Origin of the sequence: Paraburkholderia metrosideri (assembly GCF_904848625.1) — a bacterium.
GTDB classification, from domain to species: Bacteria; Pseudomonadota; Gammaproteobacteria; order Burkholderiales; family Burkholderiaceae; genus Paraburkholderia; species Paraburkholderia metrosideri.
This window is the reverse complement of the sequence record NZ_CAJHCP010000004.1, coordinates 475,709-499,905: the sequence shown is the minus strand read 5'-3', so window position 1 is coordinate 499,905 and position 24,197 is coordinate 475,709. Positions and strand designations below refer to the sequence as shown.

20 protein-coding genes and 1 riboswitch are annotated in these 24,197 nt (G+C 58.4%); of the genes, 8 read left to right on the top strand and 12 right to left on the bottom strand.

The annotated features are described in order from the left end of the window. Window positions 1–53 precede the first annotated feature (53 nt). Window positions 54–2,345 (bottom strand): 5-methyltetrahydropteroyltriglutamate--homocysteine S-methyltransferase, encoded by a 2,292-nt coding sequence (metE, locus tag LMG28727_RS10840; RefSeq protein ID WP_201642296.1) that lies wholly within the window; start codon window positions 2,343–2,345, stop codon window positions 54–56. A 112-nt stretch (window positions 2,346–2,457) separates the two neighbouring features. On the opposite strand from metE, the gene LMG28727_RS10835 reads away from it, so the two are divergent. Next, window positions 2,458–3,366, top strand: a complete 909-nt coding sequence (locus tag LMG28727_RS10835; protein WP_201642295.1) for a LysR family transcriptional regulator — start codon at window positions 2,458–2,460, stop codon at window positions 3,364–3,366. A gap of 32 nt (window positions 3,367–3,398) precedes the next feature. Here the strand turns inward: LMG28727_RS10835 and LMG28727_RS10830 are convergent, their stop codons facing one another. Beyond that, on the bottom strand, window positions 3,399–5,330 hold the full coding sequence (locus tag LMG28727_RS10830) for a TonB-dependent receptor domain-containing protein (RefSeq protein WP_201642294.1): 1,932 nt from the start codon (window positions 5,328–5,330) through the stop codon (window positions 3,399–3,401). Between the two features lie 72 nt (window positions 5,331–5,402). After that, window positions 5,403–5,612, bottom strand: coding sequence for a hypothetical protein (locus tag LMG28727_RS10825; RefSeq protein WP_201642293.1), 210 nt, complete (start codon window positions 5,610–5,612; stop codon window positions 5,403–5,405). 127 nt (window positions 5,613–5,739) lie between these two features. Next, a riboswitch (cobalamin riboswitch) is annotated at window positions 5,740–5,936 on the bottom strand. Between the two features lie 447 nt (window positions 5,937–6,383). Here LMG28727_RS10825 and LMG28727_RS10820 point away from each other — a divergent pair. Then, a complete protein-coding gene (locus LMG28727_RS10820) occupies window positions 6,384–6,680 on the top strand; it encodes a hypothetical protein (RefSeq protein ID WP_201642292.1) in 297 nt (98 codons plus the stop codon). 175 nt (window positions 6,681–6,855) lie between these two features. On the opposite strand, the gene LMG28727_RS10815 is transcribed toward LMG28727_RS10820, so the two are convergent. Beyond that, window positions 6,856–7,779, bottom strand: a complete 924-nt coding sequence (locus LMG28727_RS10815; RefSeq protein ID WP_201642291.1) for a sterol desaturase family protein — start codon at window positions 7,777–7,779, stop codon at window positions 6,856–6,858. Between the two features lie 505 nt (window positions 7,780–8,284). Here LMG28727_RS10815 and LMG28727_RS10810 point away from each other — a divergent pair. The 4 genes from LMG28727_RS10810 to LMG28727_RS10795 all read left to right on the top strand — a co-directional run bounded on the left by LMG28727_RS10810 (window position 8,285) and on the right by LMG28727_RS10795 (window position 13,909). Next, on the top strand, window positions 8,285–9,637 hold the full coding sequence (locus LMG28727_RS10810) for an MFS transporter (RefSeq protein WP_201642290.1): 1,353 nt from the start codon (window positions 8,285–8,287) through the stop codon (window positions 9,635–9,637). 113 nt (window positions 9,638–9,750) lie between these two features. Continuing rightward, a complete protein-coding gene (locus LMG28727_RS10805; protein ID WP_201642289.1) occupies window positions 9,751–9,933 on the top strand; it encodes a hypothetical protein in 183 nt (60 codons plus the stop codon). A gap of 290 nt (window positions 9,934–10,223) precedes the next feature. After that, a complete protein-coding gene (locus tag LMG28727_RS10800; protein ID WP_201642288.1) occupies window positions 10,224–10,688 on the top strand; it encodes a hypothetical protein in 465 nt (154 codons plus the stop codon). A gap of 1,415 nt (window positions 10,689–12,103) precedes the next feature. Continuing rightward, the gene (locus tag LMG28727_RS10795) at window positions 12,104–13,909 is read left to right on the top strand and encodes a hypothetical protein (RefSeq protein ID WP_201642287.1); all 1,806 of its coding nucleotides are present in this window, start codon (window positions 12,104–12,106) and stop codon (window positions 13,907–13,909) included. A gap of 405 nt (window positions 13,910–14,314) precedes the next feature. Here the strand turns inward: LMG28727_RS10795 and LMG28727_RS10790 are convergent, their stop codons facing one another. After that, on the bottom strand, window positions 14,315–15,160 hold the full coding sequence (locus tag LMG28727_RS10790) for an alpha/beta fold hydrolase (RefSeq protein WP_201642286.1): 846 nt from the start codon (window positions 15,158–15,160) through the stop codon (window positions 14,315–14,317). Between the two features lie 239 nt (window positions 15,161–15,399). Here LMG28727_RS10790 and LMG28727_RS10785 point away from each other — a divergent pair, with 239 nt between their 5' ends. Beyond that, on the top strand, window positions 15,400–16,464 hold the full coding sequence (locus tag LMG28727_RS10785) for a GlxA family transcriptional regulator (protein WP_201642285.1): 1,065 nt from the start codon (window positions 15,400–15,402) through the stop codon (window positions 16,462–16,464). Between the two features lie 108 nt (window positions 16,465–16,572). Here LMG28727_RS10785 and LMG28727_RS10780 read toward each other — a convergent pair whose 3' ends face one another. The 5 genes from LMG28727_RS10780 to LMG28727_RS10760 all read right to left on the bottom strand — a co-directional run bounded on the left by LMG28727_RS10780 (window position 16,573) and on the right by LMG28727_RS10760 (window position 21,771). Beyond that, complete coding sequence (locus LMG28727_RS10780) at window positions 16,573–17,130, bottom strand: cupin domain-containing protein (RefSeq protein WP_236591701.1); 558 nt, start codon at window positions 17,128–17,130, stop codon at window positions 16,573–16,575. A gap of 230 nt (window positions 17,131–17,360) precedes the next feature. Continuing rightward, window positions 17,361–18,137 carry a sulfite exporter TauE/SafE family protein gene (locus tag LMG28727_RS10775; RefSeq protein ID WP_201642284.1) on the bottom strand — a complete coding sequence of 259 codons (777 nt, stop codon included), beginning with the start codon at window positions 18,135–18,137 and terminating at the stop codon, window positions 17,361–17,363. Window positions 18,138–18,149: 12 nt separating this feature from the next. Beyond that, complete coding sequence (locus LMG28727_RS10770) at window positions 18,150–18,344, bottom strand: hypothetical protein (RefSeq protein WP_201642283.1); 195 nt, start codon at window positions 18,342–18,344, stop codon at window positions 18,150–18,152. A gap of 229 nt (window positions 18,345–18,573) precedes the next feature. Then, the gene (locus LMG28727_RS10765) at window positions 18,574–19,707 is read right to left on the bottom strand and encodes a cytochrome-c peroxidase (RefSeq protein ID WP_236591700.1); all 1,134 of its coding nucleotides are present in this window, start codon (window positions 19,705–19,707) and stop codon (window positions 18,574–18,576) included. 183 nt (window positions 19,708–19,890) lie between these two features. After that, entirely contained in the window at window positions 19,891–21,771 is a 1,881-nt protein-coding gene (locus tag LMG28727_RS10760) for an alkaline phosphatase family protein (protein ID WP_201642281.1), read from the bottom strand. 569 nt (window positions 21,772–22,340) lie between these two features. On the opposite strand from LMG28727_RS10760, the gene LMG28727_RS10755 reads away from it, so the two are divergent. Then, a complete protein-coding gene (locus LMG28727_RS10755) occupies window positions 22,341–22,955 on the top strand; it encodes an HAD family hydrolase (RefSeq protein WP_201642280.1) in 615 nt (204 codons plus the stop codon). Window positions 22,956–23,155: 200 nt separating this feature from the next. Here LMG28727_RS10755 and LMG28727_RS10750 read toward each other — a convergent pair whose 3' ends face one another. Beyond that, the gene (locus LMG28727_RS10750) at window positions 23,156–23,428 is read right to left on the bottom strand and encodes a hypothetical protein (protein WP_201642279.1); all 273 of its coding nucleotides are present in this window, start codon (window positions 23,426–23,428) and stop codon (window positions 23,156–23,158) included. Next, a complete protein-coding gene (locus LMG28727_RS10745) occupies window positions 23,412–23,816 on the bottom strand; it encodes an NUDIX hydrolase (protein WP_201642278.1) in 405 nt (134 codons plus the stop codon). The genes LMG28727_RS10750 and LMG28727_RS10745 overlap by 17 nt, the downstream gene beginning before the upstream one ends. Window positions 23,817–24,197 lie beyond the last annotated feature (381 nt).

Sequence of the window (24,197 nt, the reverse complement as noted above, 5' to 3'; positions counted from 1 at the left end):
AGCTACCACTCAGACTTCAATCGTCCGCTGCGGTGTAACCCACGCACGCTTGATCAAGCAGCCGTACGCAGCGTCCTGGCAGCAGCAACCATGTTTGTCAGAGCCGGAATCACTTCTGCCCACGCCCGCGTCTTCAGGCCGCAATCCGGGTTGACCCACAGACGACCCGCCGGAATACGCTCAGCCGCTTTCTTCATCAGCTGAACGATGTGCTCCTCGCTCGGGATGTTCGGCGAGTGAATGTCATACACGCCCGGGCCGATCTCGTTCGGATAGTTGAAGTTGTCGAATGCGTCGAGCAATTCCATGTCCGAGCGCGATGTTTCGATCGTGATCACATCCGCGTCCATATCGGCGATCGACGCGATGATGTCGTTGAACTCCGAATAGCACATATGGGTGTGGATCTGCGTTTCGTCCTGCACGCCGTTTGCCGTGATACGGAACGACTCGATCGCCCATTGCAGATACTCGTTCCACTGCGCGCGGCGCAGCGGAAGTCCTTCACGCAGTGCAGCTTCGTCGATCTGAATGACACGGGTACCGGCCTTTTCCAGATCGAGCACTTCTTCGCGGATAGCGAGCGCGAGCTGGTAGCACGACACCGAACGCGGCTGGTCGTCACGCACGAACGACCAGTTCAGGATCGTGACGGGACCCGTCAGCATGCCCTTCATCGGCTTGGCGGTTTGCGACTGCGCGTATTGGGTCCATTCGACAGTCATTGCCTTCGGACGGCTGATATCGCCGAACAGAATAGGCGGCTTCACGCAACGCGAGCCGTACGACTGCACCCAGCCGAACTGGCTGAACGCGTAGCCGTCGAGTTGTTCGCCGAAATATTCGACCATGTCGTTACGTTCTGCTTCGCCGTGCACGAGCACGTCGAGGCCGAGCGCTTCCTGCTCCTTCACTGCACGCGTGATCTCGCGTTCCATCGCCGCCTTGTAGCCGGCCTGATCGAGCTCACCGGCCTTGAACTGGCTGCGTGCGTGGCGGATTTCGCTGGTCTGCGGGAACGAGCCGATCGTCGTGGTCGGGAATGCCGGCAGATTGAGAATCGCCGCCTGCTTTTCGGCGCGCAGCGTGTAGGCGCTGACGCGCTTCCCGAGTGCTGCATCAATACCCGCAATTGCAGCCTTGACCGCCGGGTTGTGCACGCGCGGCGATGCGCGGCGGCTTGCGATGGCCGCTGCATTGGCTTCGAGTTCCGCTGCCACCGAAGCGCGACCGTGGTTCAGCGCACCGGCAAGCGTCTTGAGTTCGTCGAGCTTTTGCAGTGCGAAGGCGAGCCACGATTTGATTTCAGCGTCGAGCTTCTGTTCGCTGTTCAGGTCGACCGGCGTGTGCAGCAGTGAGCACGAGGGGGCGATCCACAGCCGGTTGCCAAGCGAGCTATGCAGCGGCTCAAGCCATTCCAGCGCAGCCGTCAGATCGGTCTTCCAGATGTTGCGGCCGTTGATCGCGCCAACCGACACCACCGACAGATCGGGCAGATGCGCAACGACCTTGGCGATTTCATCACGCGCGTTGATCGCGTCGATATGAATACCGTCGACGGGCAGTTTGCACGCGAGTTCGAGATTGTCCTGGAGCTGGCCGAAATAGGTGGCCAGCAGCAGTTTGACGCGGCGCGTCGACAGTGCTTCATAGGCCGTCGCGAACGCTTGACGCCATGTCGGGTCGAGTTCGGTGACGAGTGCCGGTTCGTCGATCTGCACCCATTCGATACCTTGTGCCGTGAAGTAATCCAGCAGCGCCGCATACACCGGCAACAGGCGCGGCAACAGCGCGAGTTTGTCGGAGCCGTCTTTCGACTTGCCGATCCACAGGTAGGTCACGGGGCCGATAATGACCGGCTTCGCGTTGACGCCGTTTGCACGGGCTTGCGCCAGATGTTCCAGCAGACGCGACGGGTCCAGTGAGAACTGCGTGTTCGCGTCGAATTCCGGCACGATGTAGTGGTAATTCGTGTCGAACCACTTGGTCATTTCACCGGCAGGCACGCCGCCGCAGCACGCGTTGTGATCTTCAGCGCCGTGAGCCGAACGGCCGCGCGCCACGCGGAAGTAGTTATCCAGCGTATCGCCGTGAAAACCGCGCACGCGCTCAGGCAGATTGCCGAGCGTGAAGCTCATGTCGAGCACCTGGTCATAGAACGCGAAATCGCCAACGGGGGCGAAGTCGAGGCCCGCCTGATCCTTCCAGTGACGTTCGCGAAGCTGTGCGCCGACCGCTTTCAGCTCGTCGCGAGACGACTCGCCTTTCCAGTATTTCTCGAGTGCAAACTTCAGTTCGCGTTTCGCGCCGATGCGCGGAAAACCCAGATTATGTGTCGTGACCATTTTTGTGTGCCGTCCAGAGAAACCTAACTGGAAGCGATGATAGAATTTTCCTTGTATGAATAAAAATGGATTTATTTCATGCAAAGATCAATTTTGTTCATGTGAGGTCGCAATGCTGGAGCGTAGTCATCTGATGGTGATCAGGGAGGTGGAACGGGAGGGCTCGCTGACCGCCGCCGCCGACAAACTGAACCTGACGCAATCCGCGTTGAGTCATACCGTGAAGAAGCTGGAGCAGCAATTGGGCACGGCGGTATGGACGCGCGAGGGACGCTCGCTGCGGCTTACGCAGGCTGGGCAGTATCTGCTTGGCCTCGCGAACCGTATGCTGCCCCAGTTCGAGCTTGCTGAAGAGCGCATGAAGCAGTACGCGCAAGGCGAGCGGGGCACGCTGCGGATCGGCATGGAGTGCCACCCATGCTATCAATGGCTGCTCAAGGTCGTGTCGCCGTATCTCGCGCGCTGGCCTGACGTCGATGTCGACGTGAAGCAGCGGTTCCAGTTCGGCGGCATCGGCGCGTTGTTCGGCTATGACATCGACGTACTCGTCACGCCGGATCCGCTCAGGAAAGCGGGGCTGAAATTTCAGCCGGTGTTCGACTACGAACAGGTGCTGGTGGTCGCCGACGCACACGCGCTCGCGGGCGAACCGTACATCACGCCCGAACAGCTTGCCACGGAAGTGCTGATTACCTATCCCGTCGAAACGGATCGGCTCGACATCTACACGCAGTTTCTAATGCCCGCTAACGTTGTGCCAAGACGCCACAAGGTGATCGAGACCACGGACATCATGTTGCAGATGGTCGCGAGCGGGCGAGGCGTGGCGGCGCTGCCGCGCTGGCTGGCGGAAGAATACGCGGGATGGATGCCGCTTACGCCACTGCGGCTCGGCAAGAAGGGCATCGCCAAGCAGATCTTTCTTGGCACCCGCGAGTCGGATGATGGGATCGACTATCTTCAGGCATTCGTCACCTCGGCTCGTGCGGCGGAGTGGGCCGAGCCGAGGTTTCGTGCGTAACGTTCCCGCGTTGCCCGGGTGACGGTCAGTGCCTAGAACGTGTAGCTTAGTTTGCCAAATGCCGTGCGGCCCAACATGTTATAGCCGTACACCGTGAAGTACTGCCGGTTAAACAGGTTCGACAGATTGGCGGACAACGTCAGATGCGAGTTGACCCGGTATGCGGCGCGCAGGCCAACCGTGGTGTAAGACGGCAGATAGGTCGTGTTGGCCTGATCGTCGAATGTCGAGCCGCCATAAAGAACCGACACGCCTGTGCTCAACGCATGCAGGTGGAACTCGTCCCACGTATGGTCGATGTTGAAACTCGCGGTCTGACGCGGACGGCGACTCAGCCACGTTTGATCGGTGACATCCTGTGGATTCAGGATGCCAATCGTGAGGCTCACCGGCGTCGATTTGCCAATGGTGCCTTTGTACGAAAGATCGATACCCTGAACGTGCGCCCGGCCCACATTGACCGGCAGATAAGTCACCGAGTCGTAACTGATGAGGTTATGCACGCGCGTGTCGTACACCGCCGCAGTAAAGGTGCCCAATGACGTTGTGGCATCCAGCGCCGCTTCGATCGTATTGCTACGCTCTGGCAGCAGGTTGGGGTTCGCGTAGCCGGGGTAGTACAGGTCATCGAACGTCGGCAGGCGGAACGCGTTGCCATACGACACGCGCGCGGTATACGCCGGCGTGATCGCGTACGACAGCGCCACATTGCCGGTGTTGACCGATTGCCCCTGAATGACCTCGTGGCGGCCCGCCAGAAATAGCGTCCATGCGTCGAGCGTGACCGATTGATGCATCGAAACGGCCGAGTCGTTACGGGTCGGCACACCCGTCGGAATGTCGACTGGAAGGAACGCTTGTTCGCGGCTGAAATCGTACGCGAACTTCGTTTCTCCCGAGAGCGGCAGATCGAACAGCTTCAATCCATGCTCCTGATGGGTCACGGAGGTCGACGTGCTCAGACGCGTCGAATCGATCTCGTCGGTGGGGATGGAGGGGTTGTTCGCGTAGATGAACTGGCGGTCCGTGGAATAGCCCACGGACTGGTCGAATTGCGTGTACGGCGTGAGGTCCAGATGGAACGCAAGACCGGTCGTCAGTTGATGATCGAGTTGCCGGTCATCGCCGCCGGCATTGTCATAAGACAGGTCGGACTTGTGATAAAGCGCGAATGCAGACAGCGACCAGTCGTCATGGGTATAGCCAAGTCGTGCGTCCACATTTTGCGCGTGATACGGGTTGCGGCCATCTTCGTGTCCGTACGCATACGGCTGCGTGGCGTCAATGCCGGCCGTGTTGTAGTCGTGCAGACCCAATGAATAGGTCAGCCCGGATAGCGCGGCGAGCGGGCCCGTGGACGACACCGTCCCTGACGTGCGGATTTGCGTATCGAACGTTTTGTTCGAGCCGCCGCCCGTGGAGATCACGGTCTGGTTCGGCTGATTCGACGCATGATTAGTGAACAGTTGCACGACGCCGCCCACGGCATCCGCGCCGAACGACGCAGCGGCCGGCCCCGAGATGACTTCGACGCGGTCGAACGCAGAGGTCGGCAGATCTGCCCATTCGGCGCCGCCCGTCGTGGCAGAACCGACCCTGATGCCGTCAATGAACACTGCCACCTGGTTGCCCGACGATCCACGAATGCTGACCGACGCTGTGGTGCCCGGGCCGCCGTTTTGCGAAACGGTGATGCCGGGCAAGGTTGCGAGTGCCTGCGTAATGCTGGGATCGATGGGTGACAGACGATCGAGGTCCGCACGGGTCAATACCTGGGTCGTCGCGTAGCGCTGGTCGAACGACTGCGGCAGATGCTGTGTGTCGCCGGTGACGAGGATGGTCGGCAACGCGGCCGGTGTCGGTGTCTGGTCGGCTTGCTGCGACGACGCGTCGTCTGTGGCGTGCGCGATCTGCGTCGCGGACAGCGTCAGCGCAGAAGTGAGGATGAGATAACGCAAGTTCATGGTGTGGACATGGTGGTGCTTTTATAAGCCGGGCGGAGCCCGGCCTGCCGCCGATGGGCCGGCCTGCAATGCTTATCGTTCGACGCGTACAACCTCGGGATCGTCGTAACGCTTGACGCGACAGATCACGAAGGAGGGGAGCCACGCGTCGATAAACACGCCGATGATGATGATGCCGGGATGGTTGAAGCGGTCGTTCAGCGATCCCGTGAACGACCAGATTCCGCCGCCGGTGTTGAACATGGCGAGAACGAAATACATGCCGCAGACGCGACGGCGCAAGGTTCCTCCAAGGAACCGCTTTGCAGAGTAGTGGACATGACAGATCCTGAGGTTCGGGCTGTCGTTGCAACGGGCGCCCGCCTAAGCGGTGCTTGCGCGTCGGGACACCCCGCCCGACACGGCTGCGCAGACCTCGGTTTCGATGGCAGGTCTCCTGACTTGCGGGTCGACGCCCAGTGCCGACCTTCCCGGTTTCCCAGTGGTCATGAGTGGCACAGACTCGCCGCTTACAGTTGCGGGGGCAGTCGCAGACTCCGAGCATGGCTGCTCTCACTGCGTTCCCTTTGAATCCCGGTGACGGGAACCATCAGCGCGGGAGGGTACATAACTGGCGCGTGGTAAGTCAACCAATACCGTGCATATTGCGGGCAAAACCACGTTGCGGCGACCGTGCGAGCTGTTCGAGCGGCGCATATTGCGCGGCTTCGTCGATACGGCGCCCGCGTCAGATTGGAATCCGGATCCCGCAGCGGTAATTCCTAAAACAGAAATTCACCCTTGCGAACAAAGCGCTTAATTATCAGCGACCGCTTACCTACACTTTGTATCGCTGCTATGTACTCGATTCAGAAGGTCGGCGCACGACGTGTCGTCAAGAGTTTGCACGTGCGCCGGTTCAGTCGATCGAGATGCGGAAGGCATTGTTGGCCTGAACGAGGTGAAGGGCACTGAAGCAGGCCGTAGGCGGGCGAAGAGTACCCCGAACGCTATGGAGAGACACGGATGGATTGTTTGAATCTACAGTCCAGTCCAATTAAGGAGGAACGAATCATGAAAAAGGCAACCAGTACTTTAATCGCGGCCGTCGCTGCACTTGCGGTATCGGGCAGTGTTTATGCACAGAACAACACGCTGGCGACACCTAGCACCGTGTCGCCGGTCCATCCGGCAGCGAGCGGCTACGGCACGCCTGGTGCCACTACTTCGGAGAGCGGCACGGGCGCTGGATCGTCAAACGCGGGCTCGGCGAATGGAACCAGCAGCAATAGCGCGACATCCCTCACCAACCTTCCCGGAAGCCACAACACGTTGGCGACGCCGAGTACAGTCTCACCAGCTGGTCAGTAGTCGTCTCGCGAATCAGGAGTTTGAGTCTCCCGTTCGCGACTCACGCTAAGAAAAACCGCTGCCCTCACGGACAGCGGTTCTTTGACTACTGCTTCTATGGATTGAATCCCCCTGCGGGAGTTTCTTCCAGAAACCTTTTTCAAAAATTTCGATTTCCCTGGCGGGAAAAGGCACTTCATCGTCCCTGAGTGCTGACCGGAACTGCACGACGTGTAGCCAGATTCCGTTGACGCAGTGCTTCGGTGGATTCGCCGGCGCCATCCGCGCGCCAGCCGGGCGGCAGGATCACATAGCTGATCGCGGTCCAAAGATTACCTGCCGATGCGATATCACGCGCGAGACTCGCCCAATGTTCGAATTCGACGACGAACGGATTGCGCGAGCGCGTTGGCGTGGTGAGTCCATAGCGACACGGCTCGTCAGCGCGCTCTTCGACATAGGTGCCGAACAAACGGTCGAATATGACTAGCACGCCGCCGAAATTCGCATCGAGATAGTCGACGTTCGACGCGTGGTGTACGCGGTGCGATGAAGGCGTATTGAACACGTATTCGAGCCAGCCCAGTTTCGGCGTCCACGTGTTATGCAGCCAGAACTGATAGAGCAGGTTGAAACTCAGCGTCGCCAATACGATTTCCGGACGTACCCCGAGCCACACGAGGGGCGCGAAAAAAATCGCCGAGCCCGTCAGTTTTCCAGTCAGGCCAAGCCGGTAGGCCGATGACAGTGTCAGTTGATTAGGCGAGTGATGGACCGCATGCGTCGCCCAGAAAAAGCGGATCCGGTGCGACGCGCGATGGTACCAGTAGTAACAGAATTCCTGACCGATAAAGAGCAGCAACACCATTAGCACGCTGTTGAGCGTCACGGTAAAAATCCGGTGATCCCATGCGAACGCGAACACCGGCGTTGCAAGCGACAGAGGCAGCAGCGCCAGCAGCTTTCGACCGGCGACATCGGCCAGCGAAATCCACACCTCGTACCAATCGAACGGCGTGGCGCTGTCGCGCTGCCGGTGAGTGAGCACGCAGGCTTCGATCAGCGAGACGCCAATAACAAATAACGTAGCGCAAAGCGCAATTTTTCCAGTGGTAATCATGACGGGCAGATAACGGAATGAAATGGGACGCGTCGTCTGCGGGAAATGACTGCTGGCGCGTCAGGTGAAGCTAATGTAGTGGGCTGCCTGACTAAAAGCCATGCGGAAACTATGTCGCTGGATGTCACGGATAAATCCGGTCGCCCGATGCGCCCAAATAGAGGGCAACTCGCGTCCCGCCGACCAACGCTCGCTTACCCTGAGGCTCGCCAGACCGGTAGCCGTAAAAGCCTTTGCCCATCGTCCCTTAACCGGACGCTAAGTGGGGCTTAGGCGTTTTCGAATGGTGTCCATTTATGCGATATCGCATGCTAACTACCTGACTTTTGCGGCGAGGGCTGGCCGACGTATTTATCGCGCTGCCGGGCGCGATGAAACCCGGAAGGTTATCGCGGCAACGTTTTATTGCCGTCGTGTCATCATCGTGCTGCTTCCCGTCGAACGCAGGCAGTTCGTGCACAGCGCACGGTGAAAGCCGATAAATCGAACAAAGGAGACGACACTCATGCTACCTAGCAATACGTCCATCGGCCTGCGTAGCCGCTGGTACGACGAGCTTACTTCGATGCACTGGCGCGTGCTGCGCGCGAGCTTCCTTGGCTGGATCTTCGACGGCTACGAAACCCTGGCGCTGGTGGTCGTGCTTGCGCCGATGCTGCACTCGGTGCTCACGCCCGAACAGGCCGCGTCGACGCCGGTTTATGCGGGCATTGTGATCGGCATCACACTGCTCGGCTGGGGGCTCGGCGGGCTGATCGGCGGTGTGCTGGCTGACTATGCCGGCCGCAAGCGAATGATGTTGTGGTCCGTGTTTCTTTATGCGCTGTTCTCAGGTCTTACTGCACTCTCGCCAAACCTGATCGTGTTATGTGCGCTGCGCTTTCTCACCGGCCTCGCGATGGGTAGCGAATGGAGTACGGGCGTCGCGCTGCTGTCTGAAACCTGGCCGGAACGTGCGCGCGCGAAAGGCGCCGGATTTCTGCAGTCGGGTTTCGGCTGGGGGACGCTGCTCGCGGCGGTGGTCTGGTACCTGCTGGCACCGACACAACTGCTCGGTGCCGAGACGTGGCGGCTGATGTTCGTGTTTGGTGCGGTGCCTGCGTTGTTTGTGCTGTACATCCGGCGCGGTGTGGACGAGTCGGAGAAGTGGCAAACCGCGGTGCGCGAAAAGCGCTGGAACGCGACGACAGTCGAAACACCTGTTGCGCAGCACGCGCGCGAGGACAAGCGTCCGTTCACGCTTGCGCAGCTGTTCAGGGAGCGCGAAGCCGCACGGCGCACGGTGCTGCTGTTCCTGCTGTCGGTCGTTGCGACGATCGGCTGGTGGGCAATTTCCACGTTGCTGCCCGCTTATACCGTTTCGCTCGGCAAGGCCGAACACGTTGCCGACCCTGCGTCGTGGGGCGCACGCGTGTCGATTACCTATACGATTGGTGCGATCGCCGCGTACACGGTCGGCGGTTTCGTGATCGATGTGATCGGACGGCGCGCGTTCATTTCGTTGACGTTTGTCGGCGCGCTTGTGATCACGTTCGTCACCTACAAGCTCACGCACACGGTGGAGGCGATGGCGATAGTCGCGCCGATCAACGGCTTCTTCACACTCGGTTTTGCGTATGTGTGGATGGCGATCTATCCGTGCGAGCTGTTCACCAGCACCGTGCGTTCGACCGCGATCAGCTTCGTATTCAACGCGGCGCGAATGATTGCCTGGGTGTTCCCGATTCTCGCGGGCACTATCGTCAAGTCGTTCGGCGGCGCACCGCAGGCTGCGATGGCGCTTGGTCTGGCCTACCTGCTCGGGATCGTGCTGCCGTGGTTTCTGCCCGAAACGCGTGGCCAGGGGATGCCTGACTGAATGCCTCGTCGGCGGGATGGTGCAGGCGGTCGGTCATCATTTAGGAAACTATTGCGCTGAACCCGCTGCTGTTCTTCACAGACGGGACACGGAGCACTGAAGGACGCTGCCGCATGCGCTTCGAGTTCGTGGACCAGCGGCTGCGTGCTGTCCTGGCCTGGCCTGGTCTGGCCGATAGGGTAAATTTGGCGCGCGTGCGCCGCGCAAGCCGCATGCGCATTTGCAACGAAATCCATGCGGCGGCAAAGGAACATCTCGCACCCGCCTTTATCCCTTCGGCCAATCCCAACATTTAGCCTCCAAGACTAAATCCGAGATAGCCTCCCTCCCTTATAATTGCGAAGTCGCTGGGATACACCCAGTGGCCAGGTTTGACAGCCTGTGGCATAAACCGCACACCCGCCCAGGCGGGTGTGCGTCTACCTCTGCACGTCTATATTTCAATGGGCGGGCCTTGGTAGGGGAGCCGCAAGGCTCGCCGGTTTGTTTATGCCCCGGTCTGTCAACCCTACTTCGTGCCCGCTCACCCCTTCCTCCCAAAGGCCAGTGTCCGGGCGACCCTTCGAAGCAACAGGGAGATCGCACCATGCCCAGGTCCGTCAAAAATCAACCCGCTTCACGCCCACCAGTCGACGCAATCCAATACGAAAAACTTGCTCTTTCCGCATTCGACTTATGCGACCGACAGCTGAGTCAACTGGATACATTGATCACACTTGCGTCATCGATAGTTAGAAATCCTGCCTTCACGCACGACGAAAGAAGGCGTCGTCAAACGTTGCTCGAATTGCTGGTGGATACCGCCGAGCAATATCAGCAGGATCTCGAATGCGACCGCGAATTGTTCCAGGTGATTGCACTCGATGCGAAGGGCATCCCGCGCAGCCGTCTCACGGCGCAGCAGGCGACGAACTTGCTGGCCGATGCATCGAAGATAGCCAAAGCGCCCGTCGAAGAGGCAGATGCTTCTACCCGCAAAAAGCCGTCCACGAAACGCGCGATCAAGCTGCCTTCCACGCCTGTGCAACAACCGTCCAACGCGCCGCACTAAGCGATCAAATCAGGCGCGACACAACAGGCGACAAGCCACAGACAACAGCAAGCAGAAAGCACAAATAAAAATGGCCGCAGCGCCCGCTGCGGCCACCACATCAACTGATCAACGAATCAACCAGCCGTCCCAAAGTCTCAAAGCGGTGCGCAAGAAAATACACCCTCATACGCCGCCCAAAATCCAGAACCAAAAACCGTCAAGCCGGATTCATCGCCAACGCACGCATTACGATAATGCTGGCTGATGTTAACGCTGTCACCAAGCTCCTCTTTCACCTTGGCTAACGCACGATGCGGACGAATCTTCAACGTCCCGTTATCGGCAAGATTTAGCCTCCGTTTAAGAATATTTTGCCCGGAAACCCGGATTCGGTGAATAACAGTCGAGACTCACAATGCCGAATAACCCGAATGGGGTTAGATACCCTTTAGACGCGACTTTCTTTTCGATCATCTTATGAGATGCGGAATAGGTTAAATAGTCATCAGACGTCGGAGCTTGGCTATAACAAAGGCTGCCATGAAGTTTGAGCCAGCGGCATAGCTGGCGGAGTCATCGCTAATTACTAGATTTAGCATATTTATTGGCAATATGCTCGTTGATGGTGCGGGTAAATACCGTCTGTACAATAAAGCACACCTTTCATAGACTTCATCCGTCGTCTGACAACTAGATTTAAGTAATTATCAATTAATGGCTGAATGACAGGCGCGCAGACGGTGTTGTGCGCGTTATTCGTTAGCATTGAGGGTTATATCGACGCAGTCGAATAGACTGTTCTTATTACGTGTACTTTTAATGCGTGACGACGAGTAAATGCATATTCCACCGGCTAATGCTTGTTTCGTGCTAATCGGCGAAATCGTATTGACGATAAACAGTGCGGTATTTTCAAGGACAGCGGGCGCATCGAAACGATATCGTGGCTGCAGTCATCAACGGATGATCCGCCTTTCAAGGATCGTCACCATGGAAAAGCCAGGTCACTCCATTCCAGGCCGACGCGTATCGAAGCCCTTCACGCCGTGCGCAGTAGGCGAATCAATTTCGGCATAAGGGCGATGTCGCCAGCGACCGATCCGTAACCGCTGCGAATAGCGCGCGCGACGTGCGATTCCTCAAGCGTCTTCTGTTTCCCCGTTTATCACACTGTTGAATGCGGCGGGGCGCGCCGTCGCGTCGGAGTCAAAAGAAATAACGGATGAACAATTCAAGTTGAAGCAGCCCGGAAGCCTCGCGGATGACCGGGGTTGGACGACGCGTTCCTCGCGCGTGCCCCGCGTCTGAATTGCTTTATCGAGGTCCATGTCGAACCTTCGGTAGCGAACATTCCGGACCTGATCTGGCGAATGTTCTGGTGTCGTTTAAGTCGAGTTTCTACATCGATACCTACCTGATAAGAAAGGTAATTCATGTTGAATATCCGCGATTCAAAACTAACCTTGGTGGCCTGGGCGATTGCTCCTTGCATGGGCCTGTCGGCCTGTGGTGGCAGCACAGACTCGACGCCATCGGCGTCATCGTCTTCGGCACCTGTTTCCGCTTCGGCGCCGGGCTCCGCCAGCGCGCCTGCGGCCACACCCACGGCTGCATTCGCACCAGATAACGCCAACCAGATTCCCGACAGTTCGCTCGCCACGGTAACGGTCACCGTAACGTCGCCTTCAAGTGCCACGCCCGTTTCCCCTAATTTTATTGGGCTGAGTTGGGAAAAATCGGTGCTGTATTCTCCGCTCTTTCATGTAACGAATCCGCAGGATGGCGGCAACAATCTTTATAAGCTTCTCAATTCACTCAGCTTGCAGGGCAATTTCCGGATTGGCGCCAATTCGCTTTCCTACGCAACGTGGGATCCAAACGGCCCGGGGGGAGACGGCGACAAGATCGGAGACATACAGAACCGCGGCCCATTGGTTAACGGTCAACCGTCCGTGGGCGGCAAGATCGCCCCATCTGATATCGACGCGCTCGCGCAGATGATTCACAAGACCGGCTGGAATGTCACCTATGCCGTACCGGGGTCATATAACTTCTTCATGTCGGATTCGAACGCCAAAACGTTCACGTCGCCGTCTTACGCCAACGACATCGCCGCGGACGTGCAGGAAGCGAATTACGCAGCGGGCGCCATGGGCAGTTCCTTGTATGGAATTGCAATTGGCAATGAGCCTGACCACCAAGGCCTGCAAGCGTCCTATTACATACCGGACTGGCTGAATTATGTCTCCGCGATCAACACAAGCCGAACCGGCTCGCTCGCTCCGTTGAAATTCGTGGGGCCCGAGGCATCGGGGCTGAATTCGTCCCTCATCCAGGCGGTACTCAGCGATCCAACGGCCGGGCCCCTCGTCAGCCAGATCACCTCGCACTCTTACCTGGGAAGTGGCCAGTCGACTAGTTCGACGATCAGCAGCATGCTTGCGGGGGCTTGCAGTACTTCTTTGCAGTCGACCTGGCAGAGTCTCGAGCAGGAGAGCAAACAACTGCCCACAATCGACGGCTGGCGGATCGACGAAACGAATAGCTTTTATAGCGGTGGCCGCGCGGGTGTAAGCGATAGCCATGCGGCCTCGTTGTGGGCACTCCAATATATGTTTTGCGTCGCCCAGCAAGGTGCGCGCGGCATCAATTTCCATGTTCAGGACGATACCAATCCGGAGCAACTGGATTCGAACCTCAACGGGACGTTCGACAATGCCTATACGCCGATCCAGATTGCGGCGGGACAAGTGACGAAGGTCATGCCGGTTTTCTATGGAATGAAGTTCTTCTCACTCGCGCTGCAAGCGGATACCAATTCGCAGGGTGCTTCGGTGTTGGCGCCGCAAAGCGTCAATGTGTCGGTACCGGACGGGCTCGGTGTGGTTGCTTTTGCGGCTGTGCCCAACCGCGATCCGTCCGCTTCGACGCAATCGCCAGCAGAGGTTGAAGCGATCGTGGTGATCAACAAAGACTCGGCGCAATCGATCAAGGCGGTGATCAATCCGGGCGTCTCGTCGAGCAGCGCGGACTATATTCGCCTGACGAGCGGAGTCGTGTCTCCCACGGGTACGACGGCGGGCCTGCAAGGACTGCAGAATTCCGTGCTGAATAATCAGCCGATCAACGTGGACGGAAGCTGGAAGCCGGAATCGTACGCGCCGCTGGTTCCGGATCGCGATGGCAACTACACGGTCAAGGTTCCTGCTGCAAGCGCGGTTCTGCTCAGATTGCGGTAGAGGAGGGCATTAATCGCGCAGATACGAGGCGGGAAGCTTGCGAGGAAATCGCGAGCGGCCTGCCTCTTCGTCGCCAGTCTGCATGGCAATTCGAATCGCGGATTAGGTGCCGCGTTGCCTGGCGAACTGCGCGTCATCCGGTGTTCCAGGCAGGCGCCACGTTCTTGGTCTTCTCTGGTTTATCCCGTCAGGCAGCCGACGGCGCCAGCAAACGGAACCGCACACAGGGATTGCGCAGTTGCTGACAATGATTCCGTTTCGGTGACAGGTAATTGGACAGGTTCTCTGTGGACCTCGTCCGCCGAGTGTTTGGACCGGTAGCAGTCGGCTAACCTGGTCGTGGGCCGGGCCCGTCGAAATAATGCCTGAACGATGGTCCAGGCATCCCCTTGCGGATATGACGAATCAGGACTTGATGAAGGCCAGCAAGTCGGCGTTTATCAGCTCCGCATGCGTGGTCGGCATTCCGTGCGGCAGCCCAGGATACGATTTAAGCGTCCCGTTCTTCAGAAGCTTGACCGACTTTGCACCCGTGGTGGGGAAAGGACAGATCTGATCATCCTCGCCATGCATCACGAGTACTGGAACATCGATTATCGCCAGATCGTCGTAAAACTCGGTTTCTGACAGTACCTGGACGCAATCATATTGGGCCTTAATGCCGCCCATCATGCCCTGCCGCCACCAGTTCTCGCGAATCCCTTCGGATACCGTCGCGCCGGGCCGGTTGAAGCCATAGAACGGAATCGTAATGTCCTGATAGAACTGCGACCGATGATTGGCTGTGCCGTTGCGTATCTCGTCAACGACTTTCCTTGGAACGCCGTCCGGGTTCTTTTCCGATTGAATGAAGAGTGGCGGAATCGCGCTAATGAGCACCGCTTTCGCCACACGTCCGTTTCCGGTGCCATGCCGGGCGACATATCGTGTTACTTCGCCCCCACCGGTGGAATGACCGATGTGCACCGCATTCTTCAGATCGAGCGCCTTGACGAGTTCTGCGACATCGGCTGCATAGGTGTCCATGTCGTTGCCGCGCACGGTCTGGGTGGAGCGCCCGTGACCACGGCGATCATGAGCGATCACGCGGTATCCCTGATCCAGGAAAAACATGAGCTGCGCATCCCAATCGTCTGCGGAAAGCGGCCACCCGTGATGAAAGACCAAGGGTTCTCCTGTGCCCCAGTCCTTATAGAAAATTTGGGTTCCGTCTGCGGTCGTGATGGTTGAACTTCCAGTACTCGCTTGCATCTCGTATCCTCTAGGGTCGGTTTTGACGAAGGAATAACTGTTCTACGAGCGCAGACACTGCTTCAGGAAGCCGGTAAGTCAGCAATAAGTGGAAAATCGGGAACACAGCGGCTGGCCGAATAAAACCGGGCGCGGCTGCTCCCGGACCCACACGTCCGTCTTCTATTTGAAATCTGGTCTGCCGTCATCAGCGTATTCGGCGTGCTTTAACACCACAACGGACGAAAGTGACAAAAAACATGGCAAAAACGGCACCGGCTTCCGTCCCGCAGATCGAGATTGGACTTGCTTGTGATGCGGGCTCTTCAAACACGGGTATTTATGGACTGACCGACCTGTTCAGCTATGCGGGCGGGTTTGCGGCAAAGCGGTATGGCGACGCTGCGCGCTCGGCGGTCCGCATTACGCGTTGGCGAGCGGACGACGACGCGGCTGAGGTCCGCTGTGAATATGACAGCTGCCCTGGCTCGTCTCACAAGCTGTCCTTACTCGTCATCCCTGGAAACGTGCAAGCGCCAGACAGGACCGAAAAAGTAAGCCCGCTACTGGAATGGCTTCGTGAAAAACACGCCGACGGCGTAGTTCTCGCCGCTGTATGCGGTGGCGTCTTCATCCTGGCAAGAACGGGGCTGCTCGCCGGGCGGCAGGCGACGACCCACTGGTCGTTCAATGAAGTATTCGCGGACCAGTTTCCCGACGTGCTAACGGAAACCGATCACATGGTCATTGACTATGGCGACGTCGTCACCGCCGGGGGAGTGCTCGCCTGGGCGGACCTCGGGCTCAGGCTCACCGAGCGGTTTCTGGGAACCGCAGTGATGCTCGAAACAGCGCGTTTCATGCTCGTTGACCCTCCCGGACGCGAACAGCGCTTCTATAGCGAATTCGATCCGAAAACGAAACACGGCGACAAAGCGATATTGAAAGCGCAGCTATGGCTTCTCACGCAACGCGAGCGGGCCGTCAGCGTCGCTGATCTGGCTCAGCGCGCAGATCTTGAACAACGGACGTTTTTGCGTCGTTTTGTTGCGGCGACCGGCATGAAGCCGAGCGAGTATCAGCAGCGGCTGCGGATTACTCGCGCACGCGAAATGTTGGAGTTTTCGCAGACGACCATTGAAGAGATTTCCTGGAGTCTGGGCTATGGCGACGTCGCCGGGTTTCGTCGCGTGTTCCGCAAGGTCATGGGCTTAACGCCTTCTGACTATCGCAGACGCTTTTGCCAGCCGCCATTGCAACCCGCCGCGCCTGTACCTGATCGTCTCGTCGCAACGTCACAACAGGCGCTTGTAGAAGGAAACTAACCGGCCACTCCGGGTGGCGATATGCCGGTTGCATGAGGGGCGGCGGTCGGGCCACAACCGGCCATTCGAAGCTGACCTGATCGCCATGCCCCCTGACAGTCGACGGTGTTATGCGCTCAACGCGTCGGGCGCAAGTTCGGCGGGTTGGGTCAGCGGGGGGCCGACGAAATCGATGCGCCATTTGTCGCCGAATGCTTTCAGTACCCGCGGATCCGGCAAACCGTTCGCCATCACGTCCCGGAGTTCGCTAAAAAAATCCGTTGCATCCCAGCCTGGCGTTATCAGAACCAGTAGCCGCGACGGTTGATCGTCGATATTGATGAAGCGATGCGTAGTGCCCTGTTTCGCGACTATCGTTTCGCCTTCGCTCACGATGGTCTGCTTTCCGTCCACGTCGAAGAGATAGCGTCCCTGCACAACATGAAAGACTTCCGTCTCAACCTCATGCCTATGCTGTGGGGGGCCGAATCCGGGTTGGTCCGTTGTTTCGATCAACGTGGCCAATGCTTGCGTCGCGTCTGGAGCAATGCGTACCTGGAGACGGAGCCCAATGGCTGGGATGTCGATTGGGGCGGCGTTGTTTTCGCCGTGCAGGAACTCTGTTTGCATGATCTTTCTCTTTGAATCAGGATGCAGGGGTGCGGTACAACCCAATGCATTTCTCACAAAGGGTCGATGTGCCGGAGGGCTGTCCCGAAGGTCTCACTTCGGTTACCTCGATACTATTGGCGGCAACTTAGCTCAGAATGACTGCGGGATCAGCGTAGGGACTGCCTGCGTCGAACAGGCGCCGTATGACATGCGTTGTGCGGCTTGATACGTTCGCATTCATGGGCGTAGTGGGCATCGCGTGCACGTCCGCGTGCCGCGCTCTTCATTCTCTTCATTCTCTTCATTCAATAGAATAAATGCGCGAAGTATCGTATTGACAGGTTAGCCAGCTCGCCAACGATCACGACGACGAGCAGCCCCACAATCCAGCGCCGTGCCTGGTCGGAGATGGCCAGCCGCGCACCCAACAAACCGCCGGCGACGCTGCCGAGCGCCATGATGCCGCCGGTTGTCCAGTCGACGCTTTGATGCCCAGCGAAGATTGCCATCGCCACTGCAGTGGCAGTAGCCGTCGCGACATTTCTGAGGGCGTTCGCTTCCGGCAGCGCAAAGTCCGCCACCAGCACGAGAACGAGCAGCATGTATGTGCCAGCATCGAGCACGATGAAGCCTGTCCAGACACCGACACAGAAAAGCAGAAACATCACCTTCCAGTCGACCGTCGCGTTGCTGCTGGTGGTCGAGTTCAACAGTTTCTTGAGGTTGGTGAGGATCAGGACGAGCGCGACGCTCACAGCGGCCACGATCACGATCCGCAGATCGTGGCCGGGAATCCGCTCGCTTAGTAGCGCCCCCGCTGCCGCGCCGAGTGTGATCGGGCCAGCCGTCGTTAGCGTGCGTTTCCATGGGATCGCGCCGCGTCGCGCAAGTCCGACCGTGGCAGCTATCGCGCCTACCAGCACGGGAACGCGATTGGTTGCATTGGCGGCGACAGCATGCAGACCGACCGACATCAGAACGGGAAGGGACACGGCAGATCCCGAAGAGGCGACCGCGTTGAGAAAACCGCAGAACAGGCCGGCCAGGATAACAATAGCGATGGTTTCGGGATTTAATGCCATGGTGCTCGATGGTCAGATGCGTAGAGGGGCGCGCTCGAGAACAAGGAATGGTTGCGTGTCTCGCGCAGTGTTGAACGGCATGAGCATGCCGATCCAGACGCGCAGCGTTTTTCCCTGAGCTGGACCACCGCTGAGCGACTTCTTCCGCGCGCTCAAACCTGCCGGATGGTCAATTGCGATGGGTTCAAACGCCTTCATATCGATCATCTGACCGCCGCATGGGCAGTGTCGGCTACTTCTCTTAGCCGAAAATTACGTTGACCGGCCTGCCACTTCCTGATCGACGCTGCGCTCGCGAGTTGCTGCCTACCTATCCTGGCGATTACAGCGATGCCTGCGTTGCTCCATGGCTTTACGACACAGTAGTATCAGGTCTTTAAAACAAGAAAAGCCCGGTTAAAACTAACCGGGCTTTTCTTCTTTCTGCGCGACGTTTTTAGCGAGGCACCGTCTTTGCGTCCGCGTCAGTCAGCGTATTCAGAAACGCCACCACGTCACGAATATCCGAGTCCGACCAGACCGGTTTGCCGCCCAGGTGATTCGTCATCGGCTCCGTCTTGATATCCACGTTACTGCGCAGATCCTTTGGCAGGTCGTCAAACTTCACGACGTGCCCGTGCGCGTCTTTCGGATACCACTTCTTCGGGTTCGTGTCGCGCTGAACATAGAAGCGCATCGAATCTTCAAGATTATGGAACACGCCATTGTGGAAGAACGCGCCTCGCGTGGCGACGTTGCGAAGCGTGGGCGTGCGGAACATTCCACAGAACCACTTCTGCTTCGTCTGATCTTCACGCAGCGGTCCACATAACCCCATGTCGAAGAAATTCGGGTCGCGGTTAGCCGGAATATCCCTATTGCGTGGCACACCCAGCGTCTGGAAGTTGTAATCCGTCAATGCCGGATGCGTGCCGTGAGCGCCTTTGTCGACCAGATGGCAGCTTGCACAGTTGCCCTTGTCCGGGTCGCTGAACAGCGTCAATCCGTGCGCTTCCTGCGGCGTTAAATGATCCTTGCCGTCAAGCACGCGGTCGAACTTGCTGGAGTAGGGGGCGAACGACGGATCATTGAACTGGAATGCCTGCAATGCCTTTCCAAGGTCGGCCAGCGCCTCTGCCGGTCGCGAGAAAACGTCCTGGCCGAAGGCTTCGCGGAACTGCTGTGCGTAGGCGCTTTTGCTCAACTTCTTCGCCACATCATCCGCACCCGTGTTTGCCATTTCATCCGGATTGAGCAGGGGAAATGCAGCCTGCTGCGCGGGGGCGTTGTAGCGCCCATCCCACGTGTATCCGCCAATGGGCTGGTTATCTCCGTCCTCCAGGCGCTCTTTCAGGCTATTTGCCTGCGTGTACGTCCAGTAAGGCACAGCACGCAGATAACGCAGTGACGGTACCGAGCGCAGTCCGGCTCGATCCATGTTTGGGCCACCTAACTGGACAGCCAGACCATTCGGCGGCCCATAGGCATTCGCAGGGCTGTGACAGGACGCGCACGACTGCTTGCCGGAAGCTGATAGCGACGGATCGAAGAACGCGGTCTTGCCGATCGCTACCAGATCAGGCGCAGCCATTTTGACCGGGGCTGCCTGAGCGGCGGGCGCATCTTTGCCGCATGCGGACAGAAGGGAAAGGCAAAGGGCCGTCGCGAGAACAGCCCTTGAAGGAAATTGGCGCATGACTCTCTAAAAGAAACTGCCCGGTTCGAACCCCGAACCGGGCAAACGACAACAGAGCTATTACGAAACCACTAAGGATCAGCGGTTATCAATGTTGGCCGACGTGAAGATCGGCTTGAGCGATGCATCATCGGCATAGCCGAGATACGAGCCGATGCCGAAGTTGTCTTCCAGCGAATGCAGCAGCGCGTAGTGGTTGTAGCCCGTGGTATCCACGTGACCGCCCTTGATGAACGGCGACAGCAGAAGCGTACCCACCTGATCGCCACCGACGCCGAGGTAGTTCAACGCAATCGACACGTTCTGCACGGACGTAGGCAGCGTCGCCGGGTTAATACCGAGCATGCTTGCCTCGGCCACCGGCAGCGTGGACATCGTGACCTGTTCCGGACGCGTCACGTTCGGACCCGTTTGCTGATTGCAGCCAGGGCACTGGCCGCCTTGCTCCGGCTCCAGCAAGGAAAGCGTCTTGCCATCAGCACTGACTTGCGTTGACGGCGTCAGTCCGGCCACAACGCCTTCGTCCGTGGTGATGATGATCAGGCCGTCCTGCTTGTAGGCGGGCGAAGCCTGGATCAACGGGATCGTCTTCTTCAGGAACGCGTCAATCGAAGTCAAACCGCCAGGCTGACCGTTTGCACAGCCCTTGCCCGCAGTTCCCGTACCGTCACCATCATGGCCATCGTCACACAGGTTCGGCGTGAGGAAGGAGAAGTTCGGCGTGGTATCGATCGACTGAAGATCCGTTGCCAGGTTGGCTTGCAGGTTGACCACGCGCGCGTCGCAGTTTGCCAGATCATCGATGGTCGAATGGAAATACGGGAACGGATTGTGCCGCGTTGCGTACTCATCGCCCGCGATGTCGCCCGAAGCCGAAGGAGCCTGCGCAGCCTGCGTGCCGTCTACAGCCTTCATCGGGTCGGTGCCCGCAAGCTGTGCGGTACGGCGCGGGAACGAACAGGTCTTCGTGCCGTCACGGTCCAGGTTGTTGCCCATGTCCTCGTTGTAGCTGCGCCACGTGAGCTTGGCTTGTTCCATCTGGTTGCCCAAATGCTGCACGCGAGCCGGGAATACGCAGCCGCCGCTCGGGTGGCCGTTTGCGTCGGTGCCCGCCTTGAGAACCTTGGGGTTCGCCGAGTCGTTGCCGGCATCCACGATATCGGACCACAGTTGGAAGCAGTCCGTTTCCGTGTCGTGTGTCGACGGCTGACCCGACACCATCGAAATGTAGTTGTCCAGCGAAACGTGGCCGGTGCCATAGTAGTTCGCGAGGAACGTGCCCTGCGGCATCAGCGACTTCAGGTACGGATCCTGGGTCGAATCAGAGGCCGTCGTGCCGTATGTCGATTCCGCGCTCTTGTTTTCGAGCACGATCACCCAGACGTGCTTGATTGCCTTGTTCGATGCGACAGTAGCAATGTACTGGTCGCTCGCCGCTTTCACCACGGCGTTGCCGTTGGTGTTGAAGTCACCCAGCAGAGTGTCTGACGTCGTGCCGATCTTGGCCGCCAGTTGCGTTTGAGCATCCGACTGCGACAGGCCGCTGTCGATCAGTTGCGAAAGCTGGGTGGTGATCGCGCTGACGAAGCTGACACCACGCGGCGAACGGAACGTAGCCGTGCTGTTGAACGTCGTTCCCATGTTCTTACCGGATGCGTCGTTCTCCGTGGCACCATTCAGGTCGGCAACAACATACTTCCAGGAACCGTTGCTCGTATCGCTGATCGAGAACTTGCCTTGAGCGTCCGAGCGCGCGACAGGCTCGCCCTGGTCACACGTGCCGTTGTTGTTCACGTCCAGGCAGACCGCCGCACCCTGGATATAGCTGCCGAGCACCTGACCGGTGACCTTCGGCCCGCTCGGCCCATCAACGCTGCTTCCGCAGGCAGACAACCCTGCCACTACGCCGATGCTTGCCAGCATCCCGAGCGCACCCCTGCGCAACCCTGCATTTTTCACAACTTCTCCTCGTTATAGGCCGGGTCTACCCGACGGCATTTGACTCGCGTGCAGGTTATGTAAGTTGTGTTACAGGCATATTAAGAATCTGTTAGAAGACGAAATAGATACGGGCTCGAACCGCCGCCGGAAATTGAGGCTTGACGAGTAAGAGAAGGGGCGAACTCCGGCAACCGGCCGCTCGATGTCAACGATCTGAATCGTTGGCATTTGATGCGCGAGCAACGAAATCGGGGAAAACCCGAGAAGAAGGCGCCGAATGCTCGTCGCGATATGAACCTGTACTCAGCCAATTGGGCGATACGCAAGCTTCGCGCAACTTCGCCGCGTTTGCCCCCGAGCGCTTGAACGGCCGCTCGAAGGAAATCCCACGTGGCGAATCGGGGCGGCTACGGTCCGGCCCGGGATACGCTCTGTGTGAGCACCTCAACAATTAAGCATCGGACCGTGACCGACCAATAGCGGCCGGTCGACAACCATGGCTGGATCGGCGAAAATCGACGCCACATCTAGCTTTGGTCATTGACGTCGCTGCAACACGTCTTCTTCCCAATCATCCAGTTTCCAGAATGCAGATCTCGCTTGCTTTGTTCGACATGGACGACGTGCTGGTTCACTACGACCGGTCGGCACGTGTCAGGTCTCTCGCGTCGCTATCCAATCGCTCATCGGACGAAGTCACTGACGCTATATGGGGCTCCGGACTGGAAGCGAAAGCCGACGCGGGATTGATCGACGACGTCGCATATCTGCGCGAGACAGGCGATCTACTTGGGTGCAAGGTGTCTGTCGACGACTGGCTGCTGGCCCGCCGCCTATCGATGTCGCCGAACCTTGAGGTACTGGCGCTGGCAGCGGCGGTATCCAGGACGTGTACGATCGCCGTTCTGACCAATAATCCTCGACTTGTAGCGGAAAATATCGGCTACTTGTGCCCACCTGTCGCGGACCTCTTTGGCAAGAATGTGTTTGCGTCGGCATCTTTCAATGCCGCGAAACCTTCGCCCGAAACTTTTCTGAAGTGCACGGACTTGTTAGGAGTCGCTCCCTCGGAATCGCTCTTTGTGGATGATCTTGAAGCGAATGTGGCGGGTGCCCGAAATGCGGGGTTGCTCGGGCATGTGTTTACCGGGCACACCGCGCTGTCCAGAGAACTCCGCAAATACGGCCTACTAGATCATTGATGTGCGGGAACGGCAAACCACATCCGCACGCGGGCAACGATCGTCAATTGGCTAGCGGCTTCCCGGTTTTTGCCGCGAGCTGACGTGGGTCCCGAATCCCGCAAGCAACCGATTAGCTGGGGATCGTACGTCTGTGACAGACCGGCGGTTGTCGATCACATACGGCGGCCTTTGCTAGAAGGTCGGCTCAAGATAAGCCACTATCGATTCTCCTGGCTGAAAAGGTCGTCAATGATTTTTCGCGCAGCGCTATATCCGCCCATCATGGCGTCGACTTCGGTTGCGAATGGCCGACCCGCGGTATCACCAAACCGCAGCGGCGAGAATAATGCGACCGCGGTGTTCGCCTGATAAACCTTGACCGTCGCAATGTAGCCCGCTCGCTGGGCAGGAGTGGCATTTCGCTGCCAGATGAATTCAGCCTCGACACTCACCTTAAGCGTGAATCCTTGATACTCATACGAGCGGTTCATAGGGTGCTTCCATGAGATTTGCCACGACCTTGAATTGAGTCGCCAGGTGCACGATTGCGCGGGTCGGGACACTCGCAGACAAAGTTTCTATTTTGCCCGGGCTGAACCAGCGGCATTGCGAGATCTCATTTCCGGGCGTTGGGGACGCGTCTGGCGTGGCCTTCATGAAGAATACGTGGTGTCGCTTGCTCAGGCCGCCGAACTGGAAAACATAAATCAAGCCGGACGCCAGCAGATTTGTCTCCTCTGCCAGCTCACGCCGGGCTGCGTCCAGAGGGCTTTCGGACCGTTTGATCGTACCGCCGGGCAGCGACCAACGGGAGCGGGCACGCGCAACCAGAAGTATCCGGCCCTCCCGTGTGCACAAGACTGTCGATCGATCTTTCATTTTTTGAGCTATCCAGCTGACGTTTTGAGGGCGGAGACGGTGCCAGCCCGATCAAACAGGCTTCAGCGACAAGCATAGCCTGGTGTCGAAAAAGTCATATTGCGGTTCAGAAGATGGCGGAAGCCCCTCGCCGATTGGCGCCAGAGATACCTTTAGCTGAAGAGTCGACGCGGTTGTACCGGGGCCACCGAAGCATGAAAACCCGCAGGCCGGCTGCACGAGCGAGGCGCCTCGCTGTCGCGCTGATCCGGCATGAGCTGCGCCGAAAAGCGTGGACGCCGACAGGTTTAAATGAAGAGACGGTTATCGGGGGAGTACGGGTGGTTATATTCGTTATAGTGCGTCGAACGCGCTGTGCTGCTCTTCTAATTCCTTGGCATC